This is a genomic window from Pseudomonas kurunegalensis (assembly GCF_030291635.1).
GTDB classification, from domain to species: Bacteria; Pseudomonadota; Gammaproteobacteria; order Pseudomonadales; family Pseudomonadaceae; genus Aquipseudomonas; species Aquipseudomonas monteilii.
Genome location: NZ_CP127871.1, coordinates 4,813,240 through 4,826,544 on the forward strand (window position 1 = coordinate 4,813,240; position 13,305 = coordinate 4,826,544).

The 13,305-nt window shown below is 56.2% G+C and carries 6 protein-coding genes, 2 tRNA genes, 3 rRNA genes and 1 pseudogene; 1 reads left to right on the forward strand and 11 read right to left on the reverse strand.

What is annotated here, in order from left to right; all coding sequences use genetic code 11:
* Positions 1–46 precede the first annotated feature (46 nt).
* The 11 genes and pseudogenes from QQ992_RS21990 to QQ992_RS22040 form a co-directional block, all read right to left on the reverse strand.
* Entirely contained in the window at positions 47–598 is a 552-nt protein-coding gene (locus QQ992_RS21990; protein WP_110740150.1) for a UPF0149 family protein, read from the reverse strand.
* Between the two features lie 91 nt (positions 599–689).
* Complete coding sequence (locus tag QQ992_RS21995) at positions 690–1,679, reverse strand: asparaginase (protein WP_286111025.1); 990 nt, start codon at positions 1,677–1,679, stop codon at positions 690–692.
* The gene (locus QQ992_RS22000) at positions 1,676–2,830 is read right to left on the reverse strand and encodes a hypothetical protein (RefSeq protein ID WP_286111026.1); all 1,155 of its coding nucleotides are present in this window, start codon (positions 2,828–2,830) and stop codon (positions 1,676–1,678) included. The genes QQ992_RS21995 and QQ992_RS22000 overlap by 4 nt, the downstream gene beginning before the upstream one ends.
* A gap of 10 nt (positions 2,831–2,840) precedes the next feature.
* Positions 2,841–3,737: a nitrilase family protein gene (locus QQ992_RS22005; protein ID WP_286111027.1), complete on the reverse strand. Its 897-nt coding sequence runs from the start codon at positions 3,735–3,737 to the stop codon at positions 2,841–2,843.
* Positions 3,738–3,882: 145 nt separating this feature from the next.
* Positions 3,883–4,719: pseudogene (locus QQ992_RS22010) on the reverse strand (FAD-dependent oxidoreductase); the annotation flags it as partial.
* A 171-nt stretch (positions 4,720–4,890) separates the two neighbouring features.
* On the reverse strand, positions 4,891–6,534 hold the full coding sequence (locus QQ992_RS22015) for an acetolactate synthase large subunit (protein WP_286111029.1): 1,644 nt from the start codon (positions 6,532–6,534) through the stop codon (positions 4,891–4,893).
* A gap of 230 nt (positions 6,535–6,764) precedes the next feature.
* Positions 6,765–6,880 (reverse strand): 5S ribosomal RNA (gene rrf / locus QQ992_RS22020).
* Between the two features lie 134 nt (positions 6,881–7,014).
* Positions 7,015–9,906: ribosomal RNA gene (locus QQ992_RS22025) — 23S ribosomal RNA — on the reverse strand.
* Between the two features lie 243 nt (positions 9,907–10,149).
* Positions 10,150–10,225: transfer RNA gene (locus QQ992_RS22030), tRNA-Ala, on the reverse strand.
* A gap of 24 nt (positions 10,226–10,249) precedes the next feature.
* A tRNA-Ile gene (locus tag QQ992_RS22035) sits at positions 10,250–10,326 on the reverse strand.
* A gap of 85 nt (positions 10,327–10,411) precedes the next feature.
* A 16S ribosomal RNA gene (locus QQ992_RS22040) occupies positions 10,412–11,948 on the reverse strand.
* Together the 16S, 23S and 5S rRNA genes with 2 tRNA genes alongside form the textbook arrangement of a ribosomal RNA operon.
* 459 nt (positions 11,949–12,407) lie before the next feature.
* On the opposite strand from QQ992_RS22040, the gene QQ992_RS22045 reads away from it, so the two are divergent.
* On the forward strand, positions 12,408–13,304 hold the full coding sequence (locus tag QQ992_RS22045) for a formate/nitrite transporter family protein (protein WP_286111030.1): 897 nt from the start codon (positions 12,408–12,410) through the stop codon (positions 13,302–13,304).
* Position 13,305: the final 1 nt, after the last annotated feature.

The window sequence follows — 13,305 nt, forward strand, 5'->3', positions numbered from 1 at the left end:
CGGTTTTACCTGCGAAAAGGCCAGCAGCCTTATTGCAAACTCTGTATCAGTGCAGCTTGTTGAAATACCGGAACAGCCCCCGCGCGGCCTCGACCACCTGTGGCACACACGCCTGGATATCGGCTTCGCTCATCTGGTCCAACAACTCGAAGTTGTCCTCCAGCCCATGCAGCGAAATAGCCTTGAGCAGTTGATCCTGCTCTGGCGGCAACGCCTCCCAACCGGCAACCTGGGTACCGCGCATGTAACCGAAGCACCACTCTTCCATGACGATCACATTGCCTTCATCACCTTCGTTTTCTTCGAATAGCGGCTCGAAGTGGTCGACGTCGTCACCCAGCTCTTCTGCCACCTGGTTGGCATAGCGCAGCATCAACGCGGTGTACGCTTCTTCGTGCGCAGGCTTCTTGAACTTCGGCACCTTGCCACCGGCTACCGCAGGCAGCCATTGCTCGGGGTAGACGGTGACCGGCGAGCTGGCGAGCGCGGTGAAAAAACCATTGAGTTCGGCCAGGTTCAGCACCGAGTAGTCGTTGCCGTAAGTGATCAGCAGGTCTTCGAGGCGGTCGAGTTCTTTTTCGCTGAGTGCGGGGAGCATGGGCGTACATCCTGAGAAGCAAAAGTGTGTGCACCCTAGCACAGCAACGCTTGAAGGGTTGCCCGTGCGTGCCACTGCACGGGCAGATTTTTCAGGAGGGCAACCAACGCGGCAACTCATGCTGCCGGTCGGTGCCAATCAGCAGCCACAGCAAGATGCGGCACTTGCGCGGGCAAAGGTGCCCGGCCATGTGTACGCCTTTTTTCTGCATGTCGATCTCGGAGCCGGAAAACCCGTAGGTTGCCCCGGCTGTAGGTCCCTTACCTGTGCGAGTGGCGACAATGACTGGCATGGTTGGCGTCATGTGCTCCAGAACATCAGACCAACTGCCGGAAACATGGCCAGCGCCAAAGCCGGCGATGACCAACCCGTCGTAACCCAATGTGGGCACAGCCTGCAGCAATGCCGTGTCAGCGTCCAGGCACGCCTCGAGCAGGGCAACGCGCTGGTCGGTACGTCCCGGTAACGGCAGCACTTCCCGCCTGTCTGGTGGATGACGGTACGTTGCAACGCCCTCTACAACTTCGCCCAGAGGACCAAAGCCAGGCGACTCGAATGCCGCCATCGCCAGGCTGGCCGTCTTGCGAACCCTTGCCGCGCAATGAACCTGATCATTCATCACCACCAGCACACCACGCCCACTGCTGCCTTGTGCCAATGCAACCTGTGCCGCAGCCAGCAGATTGGCCGGGCCATCGTTGCCTGGCTGGCTGGCCGAGCGCATCGCACCGGTCATCACCAACGGCGCATCGAATGGCCAGAGCAGATCAAGGAAATAGGCCGTTTCCTCAAGGCTGTCGGTGCCTTGGGTCACTATCACGGCCCGGGCACCGCGCTCGACCTCGCAGCGAGCCCAGGCCAGCACATCCAGCAGCGCCCTGAAGCTGAGCGATGCACTGGGCACCAGGCACAATGACGTTACGTTCAACTGCGCCATCTCGCGCAACTGTGGGACCTGAAGCAGTTGCTGCTCACAATCCAGAGTGGGCGTTACACCACACCCAACCGCCGCAGCCTGCATACTGACTGTCCCCCCCAAACTGGCGATCGACAGCCTGGGCAGGCCCGAATGCTCAATCATGCTTCTCCCCCCACAAGTAACCCGATCAGCGGTACGATTCCCAACGTGCTGACGGCCATCGACACTACGTTGCCGATGTAGCCATGCACATAGGTCGGCAACCGCTGAGTGATCGCCACTGCCAGCGGCGGAGCCACCAGCGCACCCAGCACTGCACTGGCCACGACTACTTGCCAACTGCCTCCATGCGTCAGCACTGCGGCCGGCACGATCGAGACGATCGGAATGTAGGTAGGGTACCACCCACGGGCTTGCCACTGGCCGCGCCAGAATACGACCCCGACCAAAGACGCCAAGGCCTGCCCAGCCACTATGTGCATCACCAACATTGAACCGTATGCGGGGGCCGCCGGGGCCAACAGGTAAGCCAGTAACACGCCCAGTAGTAGACCGAGGCTGGCCAGTTCATTACCAAAGAACGGCGCTTCGCTGAAGTCGGCCAGCACACGCCGCAAGGTCCAGACCACACCGTAGTCTGGTTGGCTGGCCACAGGTTTCGCAACGTCGGGTTCGTGGCTTTGACGTACCCATGACGGGAAGCGCCTGCACAGCAGGAAAGCGACGACACTTGCCACGGCCATACCACTCACGTTGCCGATGACCACAGGCAACTGCAGGGGATAGCACAGGTAGTTGACCATCAGCAGACTCGCCGGGGTTACCAGTAGTGCCCCCAGTAGCGCGCCTGTGATCGTCACTCGCCAGCCCGCGCCAAACAGCAGCACCATGGCTGCCGGCAGTGACACGAAGGCCACAAACGTTGGTTGCCAGGTGCCACTGGCCAAGGTCCATCCCCACAAGGCGTGGCTAAGTAAAAGGCCCATTAGCGAGCTGGTGAACACCCATGGCCATAGTCCGCTTCCATAGCAGATGGCAAAACCCTGCCAGCGATACCCGCGAAGATGGGCCCAATGTGCCAGGCTAGCGCCTAGCAGCAAGCCCAGCGCTGGCAGCTCATGCTTGTAGAAAGCGACCTCGCTGATATCGCCCACTATCCAGCGCAAACGGCTCAGCGGTTGGTCGAGTGTTGCCGCCAGTTGCCCGTAGTCTGGCCATTGGCCTGACGCAAGGCTGGCTACCAGCAGCATTAACAGGCAGGTGAAGATCAACACAGGGGAACGCTGCCGATTGGGCAGCAATAATGGCTTCATCTGTGGATCCTCAGCGTGGCATAGGCGCATGCAGGCGGTAGCCAAGCGCAGCATCGTAGAGATCGGTACGGCGATCACGCTGCAGGTCGTTGAGGCTGTTCCAGATCGGCGCTGAACGTGCGCTGCTGAGGTCGACATCGGCATACAGAATGCTTTCCTCCTCCGCACTAGCCACCTCACCAATGGGCCAGCCATTGGTTCCGGCAATCAACGAACAACCGAGAAAGCGCCCCCCTCGCTCATTGCCGATACGGTTTGCGGCGGCGATGTAGACATTGTTTACGTGCGCGGCCGTCATGGTCAGGTACGACGCCATGCAACGCCCTGCTTCATCAAACAGCGGTGGCGGTGTCCACACCCAGTTGTTCAAGCTGCATATGATGTCTGCGCCTTGCGCTGCCATCAGCCGCGGCACTTCAGGGAACCAGATGTCCCAGCAGATCAGCAGGCCGATACGCCCGATTGGCGTCTCGAATACCGGAAAACCGAGATCGCCAGGGGTGAACCAGAGCTTTTCCTGGTTCCACAGGTGAGCCTTGCGATAGTGCCCAAGCAGGCCGTCGGGGCCGAACAATACGGCGCTGTCGTAAAGCTTCAAGCCATCACACTCGGCAAATCCTGCTGCCAGGTACACCTGATACTCCCTGGCGAAATCAGCCCAGGCTTTCAGGCTGCGGCCTGCCTGCAGCGTTTCGGCATGGGCATAGGCCTCGGCACGGGAGTGAAAGGTATAACCGGTGTTGGCCAGCTCGGGCAGCACGATCAGATTGGCACCTTCACGCGCCGCACGCCGGGCCAGTGCCAGGCCTCTGCTCAGGTTGCCATCGCAGTACTCTAGCCCGACCTGTGGGTCGTACTGGATGACAGCGATACGTACGGGGCTGACGGGGGTGCGTTGTTCAGACATGGCGACTTCCTTTTTGTGGTTGTTCTGGAAGGTCGCCAGTAGAGCGGGGTTGCGCTTGGGAGGGACAGTCGGGCAGGTCCTATGGGAGCGAAGGAGAAGCGAGTAAGTGCAGTAGGACGAATCTCACAAAAACACCCAGACGCCGCTATTTCCCAAGTTGATAATGCGGATAGTGCTCAAGGGTGAAGCCTCCATTGAACGTTGCGGATGTGTTGTTGCAAAGATTGATGACTGCATCGAGCGCGGTGCGTAAACACGGCTCGGTCCAGCCGGCGTCAACAGAGAAGGACTCTCCAGCCAGGTACAACCCCGAGCTGGCACTGTAATCGCGGTTGTATTTCATCAGGCCGACCGCGTCGTAGTAGGTACCTGCGCGATACAGCTTCGCGCAGCCGAGCGCATTTTTGTCCGTCGCCCAGCGCTGTATGCGAATGTTTCGGGTATCGATGTAGGGCGATATAGGTTCAGTCACATTGCTGCAGCGCAGGAGGATCCGGTCGAGTTCCTCAAGGCACTTGCTGGCCAATTCTTCATCAGTAAATGCAGCTAGCTTCGTTGCATCGTCCTCCCAGGTGTAACTGAGCAAGATACAGTCATCTGTGTAACGGTCGTTGTACCGATAGGCATAGACATCGTGGACAAAGCTGTCGGTAACAAGAATCTGGGGTAGCGCCGGCTGTCGGTCCAGAAAGCTCTTCTTCAGTGGTGCATAGACCTTGCAACTGGTTTCCCAGTGAGCATGCTTCCAGGCGTCCACAATCGACTGCGGCAGTACCCGACGGCTGAAACCTTCGAGGCGTATATTGGTTTCAATCAACCAGGACGGGAGGGTCAAGATCACGCTGTCGAAGTCATCGTACTGAAGGTTTTGATGCTCAGGGTCACTGTTGTGCCAACGGTATCCGACGCGAATGCCGCCCCCATCCAGTTTTTGCAGTGAACAAACCGAAGTGTCCGTCAACAGCCCGTCATCTCGTTGAAGCCAGATCAGCAGGATGGTTATGTGCCGAACCGATGGTCATATTCTCGTGCTCCCCATGAATTGAAGAGCCTGAGAATGTCCAATTTGGAGATCGGTTGAGAGGTTGCTTGCACCACCAGCCAACACCCACAGGACGTCTAGACCCTGTGGGTGCCAGCTTGAAGCTACGCCTTACACCGCCAGCGCGCGCTCACGCAGCTCGCTGTTGAGGATGCGGTCGTTTTCGCTGTAATCGACCGGGCAGTCGATCACATGTACGCCTGGGGTCTTGATGCAGTGCTCCAGCAGCGGCAGCAGGCCTTCGGCGCTTTCCACGCGGTGGCCATTGGCACCGTAGGCTTCGGCGTATTTGACGAAGTCCGGGTTGCCGTAGTCCAGGCCGAAATCGGTGAAGCCCATGTTGGCCTGCTTCCAGCGGATCATGCCGTAGCCGTCGTCACGCAGGATCACCACGGTGATGTGCATGCCCAGACGGACTGCGGTTTCCAGCTCCTGGCTGTTCATCATGAAGCCGCCGTCGCCGCATACCGAAATCACCGGGCGGTCCGGGTGCACCAGGTGCGCCGCCATGGCCGATGGCAAGCCGGCGCCCATGGTCGCCAGGGCGTTGTCCAGCAGCACGGTGTTTGGCTTGTGCGCCTTGTAGTTGCGGGCGAACCAGATCTTGTAGATGCCGTTGTCCAGGGCGACGATGCCTTCGGACGGCAGCACGCGACGGATGTCGGCGACCATGCGCTGCGGGTAGACCGGGAAGCGGTTGTCGTCGGCGCCTTCAGCGATTTGCGCTTCGTTGGCTTCACGGATGGCCATCAGGCGCGTGAAGTCCCAGTGCGAGGTCTCGGTGAGGGCTTCGCTGATCTGCCACACGGCGTTGGCGATATCGCCGATCACTTCTACCTGCGGGAAGTACACGGCATCGACTTCGGCGGAACGGAAGTTGATGTGGATGACTTCGGTGCCACCACGGACCATGAAGAATGGCGGCTTCTCGATCACGTCGTGGCCGATGTTGACGATCAGGTCGGCGGCCTCGACGGCGCGATGCACAAAATCGCCGGACGACAGCGCGGCGTTGCCCAGGAAGCGCGGGTGGCGCTCGTCGACCACACCTTTACCCAGCTGGGTGGTGATGAACGGGATGCCGGTCTTGTCGATCAGTTGCTTGAGGACCTTGGCGGTCATCTTGCGGTTGGCGCCGGCGCCGATCACCAGGATCGGGTTACGGGCGTTATGCAGTTTCTGCACGGCGGCTTCGATGGCCACATGCTCGGCCAGCGGGCGGCGGTGCAGGCTGCGCGGGATCGGCAGTGCATCGGTCTGCTCGGCGGCGATGTCTTCCGGCAGCTCCAGGTGTACCGCACCCGGCTTTTCTTCTTCGGCCAGGCGGAAGGCTTCGCGCATGCGCGACGGGATGTTGTCGGCCGAGGCGAACTGGTGGGTGTACTTGGTGATGGGGTCCATCATGCCGCACACGTCGATGATCTGGAAGCGGCCCTGCTTGGACTTCTTGATCGGCTTCTGGCCGGTGATCATCATCATCGGCATGCCGCCCAGGTAGGCGTAGGCGCTGGCAGTAACCAGGTTGGTGGCGCCGGGGCCGAGGGTCGACAGGCTGACGCCGGTCTTGCCGGTCAGACGGCCATAGGTGGCAGCCATAAAGCCTGCAGACTGCTCGTGACGGGTCAATACCAGCTTGATCTTCGACTTGCGCAGGGATTCGAGCAGGTCGAGGTTTTCTTCACCGGGAATGCCGAATACATACTCGACACCTTCGTTTTCCAGGCATTGCACTACAACATCGGCGGCCTTGGCCATCTTGCTTGCTACCTCAAGTGATGGGACGGTGGAAGTCCAGAAATGCGCAGCACGGTACGCTGGCATCGCCAGGCTCAGGGGCAGGAGTGCCCTGAACCAAAGTCTTGACGTAGGGTGGGCGAGGGAAAGTCACGTTGATGTGACAGCAATGTTGTCGCAGTCTTGATTTTTTTTGCCTAGAAAGACAAAACCCCTACCTGCATGTGCAGATAGGGGTTTTGCGAAATGAATCTTGACGATGACCTACTCTCACATGGGGAAACCCCACACTACCATCGGCGATGCATCGTTTCACTGCTGAGTTCGGGATGGGATCAGGTGGTTCCAATGCTCTATGGTCGTCAAGAAATTCTGTTGCCAGAAGATCCAGATGGATGCTCTAGCGAATTCGGATATGTGAATTTGTGGTTGCGAACTTTCGGTTCGTATCATCTTCACCACCACAATTTGGCTCTGACGCGCAAATTGCTTGGGTGTTATATGGTCAAGCCTCACGGGCAATTAGTATTGGTTAGCTCAACGCCTCACAGCGCTTACACACCCAACCTATCAACGTCGTAGTCTTCGACGGCCCTTTAGGGGATTCAAGATCCCAGTGAGATCTCATCTTGAGGCAAGTTTCCCGCTTAGATGCTTTCAGCGGTTATCTCTTCCGAACATAGCTACCCGGCAATGCCACTGGCGTGACAACCGGAACACCAGAGGTTCGTCCACTCCGGTCCTCTCGTACTAGGAGCAGCCCCTCTCAAATCTCAAACGTCCACGGCAGATAGGGACCGAACTGTCTCACGACGTTCTAAACCCAGCTCGCGTACCACTTTAAATGGCGAACAGCCATACCCTTGGGACCGGCTTCAGCCCCAGGATGTGATGAGCCGACATCGAGGTGCCAAACACCGCCGTCGATATGAACTCTTGGGCGGTATCAGCCTGTTATCCCCGGAGTACCTTTTATCCGTTGAGCGATGGCCCTTCCATACAGAACCACCGGATCACTAAGACCTACTTTCGTACCTGCTCGACGTGTTTGTCTCGCAGTCAAGCGCGCTTTTGCCTTTATACTCTACGACCGATTTCCGACCGGTCTGAGCGCACCTTCGTACTCCTCCGTTACTCTTTGGGAGGAGACCGCCCCAGTCAAACTACCCACCATACACTGTCCTCGATCCGGATAACGGACCTGAGTTAGAACCTCAAAGTTGCCAGGGTGGTATTTCAAGGATGGCTCCATGAGAACTGGCGTCCCCACTTCAAAGCCTCCCACCTATCCTACACAAGCAAATTCAAAGTCCAGTGCAAAGCTATAGTAAAGGTTCACGGGGTCTTTCCGTCTAGCCGCGGATACACTGCATCTTCACAGCGATTTCAATTTCACTGAGTCTCGGGTGGAGACAGCGCCGCCATCGTTACGCCATTCGTGCAGGTCGGAACTTACCCGACAAGGAATTTCGCTACCTTAGGACCGTTATAGTTACGGCCGCCGTTTACCGGGGCTTCGATCAAGAGCTTCGCTTGCGCTAACCCCATCAATTAACCTTCCGGCACCGGGCAGGCGTCACACCCTATACGTCCACTTTCGTGTTTGCAGAGTGCTGTGTTTTTAATAAACAGTCGCAGCGGCCTGGTATCTTCGACCGGCATGGGCTTACGGAGCAAGTCCTTCACCCTCGCCGGCGCACCTTCTCCCGAAGTTACGGTGCCATTTTGCCTAGTTCCTTCACCCGAGTTCTCTCAAGCGCCTTGGTATTCTCTACCTAACCACCTGTGTCGGTTTGGGGTACGGTTCCCAGTTATCTGAAGCTTAGGAGCTTTTCTTGGAAGCATGGTATCAACCACTTCGTCGCCTAAAGGCAACTCGTCATCAGCTCTCGGCCTTGAAATCCCGGATTTGCCTAAGATTTCAGCCTACCACCTTAAACCTGGACAACCAACGCCAGGCTGGCCTAACCTTCTCCGTCCCTCCATCGCAATAACTGGAAGTACAGGAATATTAACCTGTTTTCCATCGACTACGCTTTTCAGCCTCGCCTTAGGGACCGACTAACCCTGCGTCGATTAACGTTGCGCAGGAAACCTTGGTCTTTCGGCGTGCGAGTTTTTCACTCGCATTGTCGTTACTCATGTCAGCATTCGCACTTCTGATACCTCCAGCAAGCTTCTCAACTCACCTTCACAGGCTTACAGAACGCTCCTCTACCGCATCATCATAAGATGATACCCGTAGCTTCGGTGCATGGTTTGAGCCCCGTTACATCTTCCGCGCAGGCCGACTCGACTAGTGAGCTATTACGCTTTCTTTAAAGGGTGGCTGCTTCTAAGCCAACCTCCTAGCTGTCTAAGCCTTCCCACATCGTTTCCCACTTAACCATGACTTTGGGACCTTAGCTGACGGTCTGGGTTGTTTCCCTTTTCACGACGGACGTTAGCACCCGCCGTGTGTCTCCCATGCTCGGCACTTGTAGGTATTCGGAGTTTGCATCGGTTTGGTAAGTCGGGATGACCCCCTAGCCGAAACAGTGCTCTACCCCCTACAGTGATACATGAGGCGCTACCTAAATAGCTTTCGAGGAGAACCAGCTATCTCCGAGCTTGATTAGCCTTTCACTCCGATCCACAGGTCATCCGCTAACTTTTCAACGGTAGTCGGTTCGGTCCTCCAGTCAGTGTTACCTAACCTTCAACCTGCCCATGGATAGATCGCCCGGTTTCGGGTCTATACCCAGCGACTAAACGCCCTATTAAGACTCGCTTTCGCTACGCCTCCCCTATTCGGTTAAGCTCGCCACTGAATATAAGTCGCTGACCCATTATACAAAAGGTACGCAGTCACCTAACAAGTAGGCTCCCACTGCTTGTACGCATACGGTTTCAGGTTCTATTTCACTCCCCTCTCCGGGGTTCTTTTCGCCTTTCCCTCACGGTACTGGTTCACTATCGGTCAGTCAGTAGTATTTAGCCTTGGAGGATGGTCCCCCCATATTCAGACAAAGTTTCTCGTGCTCCGTCCTACTCGATTTCATTGACAAGAGATTTTCGTGTACGGGGCTATCACCCACTATGGCCGCACTTTCCAGAGCGTTCCACTAATCTCAAATCAACTTAAGGGCTGGTCCCCGTTCGCTCGCCACTACTAAGGGAATCTCGGTTGATTTCTTTTCCTCAGGGTACTTAGATGTTTCAGTTCCCCTGGTTCGCCTCTTGCACCTATGTATTCAGTACAAGATACTCAGCTTATGCTGAGTGGGTTCCCCCATTCAGAGATCTCTGGATCACAGTCTGTTTGCCGACTCCCCAAAGCTTATCGCAGGCTACCACGTCTTTCATCGCCTCTGACTGCCAAGGCATCCACCGTATGCGCTTCTTCACTTGACCATATAACCCCAAGCAATCTGGTTATACTGTGAAGACGACATTCGCCGAAAATTCGCATTTCGCTCAATTAAGAGCAGAACTCACAAATTTTACCTTAGCCTGATTTCCAGCAGTGAAACTGGTCATCAGTCTATATCTATCACATATCCGAATTTTTAAAGAACGATCTGACAAAAGTCAGAAATCAACATTCAAACTGAATGCTCATTTCTAAGTTCTGACAAGCTACTGTTACTGCGTAAGTGGTGGAGCCAAGCGGGATCGAACCGCTGACCTCCTGCGTGCAAGGCAGGCGCTCTCCCAGCTGAGCTATGGCCCCGTATTCTACGGCTTTACCATGTAATGGTAGGTCTGGGCAGATTTGAACTGCCGACCTCACCCTTATCAGGGGTGCGCTCTAACCAACTGAGCTACAGACCTATAACAGGGTTGCGTTACAGCATCGTCTTTTACAATGAATCAAGCAATTCGTGTGGGAGCTCATCAGCAGGCTGATGTCGTCGATTAAGGAGGTGATCCAGCCGCAGGTTCCCCTACGGCTACCTTGTTACGACTTCACCCCAGTCATGAATCACACCGTGGTAACCGTCCTCCCGAAGGTTAGACTAGCTACTTCTGGTGCAACCCACTCCCATGGTGTGACGGGCGGTGTGTACAAGGCCCGGGAACGTATTCACCGCGACATTCTGATTCGCGATTACTAGCGATTCCGACTTCACGCAGTCGAGTTGCAGACTGCGATCCGGACTACGATCGGTTTTGTGAGATTAGCTCCACCTCGCGGCTTGGCAACCCTCTGTACCGACCATTGTAGCACGTGTGTAGCCCAGGCCGTAAGGGCCATGATGACTTGACGTCATCCCCACCTTCCTCCGGTTTGTCACCGGCAGTCTCCTTAGAGTGCCCACCATAACGTGCTGGTAACTAAGGACAAGGGTTGCGCTCGTTACGGGACTTAACCCAACATCTCACGACACGAGCTGACGACAGCCATGCAGCACCTGTGTCAGAGTTCCCGAAGGCACCAATCCATCTCTGGAAAGTTCTCTGCATGTCAAGGCCTGGTAAGGTTCTTCGCGTTGCTTCGAATTAAACCACATGCTCCACCGCTTGTGCGGGCCCCCGTCAATTCATTTGAGTTTTAACCTTGCGGCCGTACTCCCCAGGCGGTCAACTTAATGCGTTAGCTGCGCCACTAAAATCTCAAGGATTCCAACGGCTAGTTGACATCGTTTACGGCGTGGACTACCAGGGTATCTAATCCTGTTTGCTCCCCACGCTTTCGCACCTCAGTGTCAGTATCAGTCCAGGTGGTCGCCTTCGCCACTGGTGTTCCTTCCTATATCTACGCATTTCACCGCTACACAGGAAATTCCACCACCCTCTACCGTACTCTAGCTTGCCAGTTTTGGATGCAGTTCCCAGGTTGAGCCCGGGGCTTTCACATCCAACTTAACAAACCACCTACGCGCGCTTTACGCCCAGTAATTCCGATTAACGCTTGCACCCTCTGTATTACCGCGGCTGCTGGCACAGAGTTAGCCGGTGCTTATTCTGTCGGTAACGTCAAAACAGCAAGGTATTAGCTTACTGCCCTTCCTCCCAACTTAAAGTGCTTTACAATCCGAAGACCTTCTTCACACACGCGGCATGGCTGGATCAGGCTTTCGCCCATTGTCCAATATTCCCCACTGCTGCCTCCCGTAGGAGTCTGGACCGTGTCTCAGTTCCAGTGTGACTGATCATCCTCTCAGACCAGTTACGGATCGTCGCCTTGGTGAGCCATTACCCCACCAACTAGCTAATCCGACCTAGGCTCATCTGATAGCGCAAGGCCCGAAGGTCCCCTGCTTTCTCCCGTAGGACGTATGCGGTATTAGCGTTCCTTTCGAAACGTTGTCCCCCACTACCAGGCAGATTCCTAGGCATTACTCACCCGTCCGCCGCTGAATCAAGGAGCAAGCTCCCGTCATCCGCTCGACTTGCATGTGTTAGGCCTGCCGCCAGCGTTCAATCTGAGCCATGATCAAACTCTTCAGTTCAATACTGCTTGGGTTTTTAAGAAACCCTAAACTTGGCTCAGCAATCTCAAATGACTATGTGATTTCTCGCATGGTCACTTGTGATGCTGATAATCTTTTTGACTATCAGTCCGTACTCACAAGCACCCACACGAATTGCTTGATTCGATTTGTTAAAGAGCGTTTGGTTAAGAGCTTTTCGTCTCAACCGAGGCGCGCATTCTACGCTTTCCTCATTTGCTGTCAAGTGTTTATTTTGAAGTTTTTTACTACTGCTTTCTTTCGAAAGCTAACAACTTCAAACACTTACCGCTTGCCTCGAAGCGTTCATCGCTGCGAGGAGGCGAATAATACGCGCTTTGAAATCAGAGTCAACACCTTGATCTGAAAAAACTTTCCGCGCGTGTTTTACCCCCCACCTGGCAACTAATGAAAGCGCCACGGATCTGTAGAGAAACACCCCCACGGAGCGTAGCGGCCATGAGCGATGCGCAAAGCGAGAAAACCCCGGGTCTGTCTGCAGATGAAGAACAGGAGGTCAGCCACAACCAGCCGCCGCGGGCGGCAGTGCTGCACGAGATGATCCGCTACCAGGGCGATCAGGAACTGGAACGTACCCTCGCCGCGTTGTGGTGGTCGGCACTGGCTGCCGGCCTGTCCATGGGGCTGTCGCTGATGGCCATGGGGCTGTTCTACGCACGCCTGCCGGAAGGAGAGAGTGCCCAGGTGGTCGCCAGCATCGGCTACAGCGCTGGCTTCCTCGCCGTGATCCTGGCACGCCAGCAACTGTTCACCGAGAACACCCTCACCGCCGTGCTGCCCGTCATGACCTCCCCCACCCTGGCCAACTTCGGTCGCCTGCTGCGCCTGTGGGGCGTGGTGTTGCTCGGCAACCTGGCCGGCACCCTGCTAGTGGCCTGGGTCATGCTGGAGCTGCCGATATTCGACAGCAAGACGGACGTGGCTTTTCTGGAGGTTGGCCGCAAGGTCATGAAGAACGACCTGAGCCAGATGTTCGCCAAAGGCATCGTGTCGGGCTGGATGATCGCCACCATGGTCTGGATGATCCCGTCCATGGAGCACGCCAAGGTCTGGATCATCCTGATGATCACCTACCTGATGGCCCTCGGCGACTTCACTCATATAGTGGTGGGTTCCGTCGAAGTGTCCTATCTGGTGTGGGCCGGCGAAGAAACCTGGCGCAGCTTCTGGCTGGCGTTCGCCTTGCCGACCCTGACAGGCAACATTATTGGTGGCAGCTTCATCTTCGCCCTGATCAGCCATGCCCAGGTGCGCAGCGACAGTGGCAAGCCACCCTCGCAACTGGTGAAAGACGACCAAGCCCCGCGCCGGCGCAGCAAGGATGACAACAACTGAA